Here is a 746-nt window from a genome sequence, read left to right as displayed (position 1 = left end):
CTCCCCGCAGGAAGTGACCGGACGGTTGAAGGTGTTGTTCCCGGACAATGAGGCCATGCGCATCAGCCACGAAACGATCTATCAAGCGCTCTACGTACAAACCAAAGGCGGGTTACGACACGAACTGGCCGTGGAGAAAGCCCTGCGTTCCGGGCGTAGAACCCGTAAACCGGCCTCGAAGCTACCAGCTGCCTCGAACCGGTCCTGGATCGGTGATGCCCGGATCACTCACCGCCCGGCCGAGGCCGAGGACCGGGCGGTACCCGGGCATTGGGAAGGCGACCTGGTGGTCGGCCCAGGTAATTCCGGGATCATCACCCTGGTCGAGCGCAGCACCCGATTCGTGATGCTGGGCAAACTTCCCGGGGTGCGTGATTCGGCCACGGTCACCACCGTGTTGCAGTCAATGATCCAGGGTCTCCCAGCAGCCTTGACTCGCTCGATCACCTGGGACCAGGGCCCGGAGATGGCTGCCCACGCCCGGTTCACCGTGGCCACCCAGGTACCGGTGTTCATGTGTGACCCGCATTCGCCCTGGCAGCGGGGCACGAACGAGAACACCAACGGGTTACTGCGGGTGGATTACTACCCCAAGGGCACCAACTTCAACGACATCAGTGATGAGGATCTTCAAGCCACGGCTGATCAACTCAACCGACGAGCCCGAGCGACTTTGGGATTCCATACCCCGGCTGAGAAACTCAACGAGTTCCTCACACGTGTTGCACTCACCCCCTGAAACCGCC

1 protein-coding gene is annotated in these 746 nt (G+C 61.7%); it reads left to right on the top strand.

Features of this window, described 5'->3' with window-relative positions:
* On the top strand, nucleotides 1-739 hold a 739-nt coding region (locus tag GTW58_RS13245), incomplete at its 5' end, for an IS30 family transposase (RefSeq protein WP_168023578.1).
* Between the last annotated feature and the right edge of the window lie 7 nt (nucleotides 740-746).

The sequence above is a fragment of the Kocuria subflava genome (assembly GCF_012163155.1).
Taxonomy (GTDB): domain Bacteria; phylum Actinomycetota; class Actinomycetes; order Actinomycetales; family Micrococcaceae; genus Kocuria; species Kocuria subflava.
The sequence above is the reverse complement of the archived record's forward strand: the minus strand, read 5'-3'. Positions and strand labels throughout refer to the sequence as shown.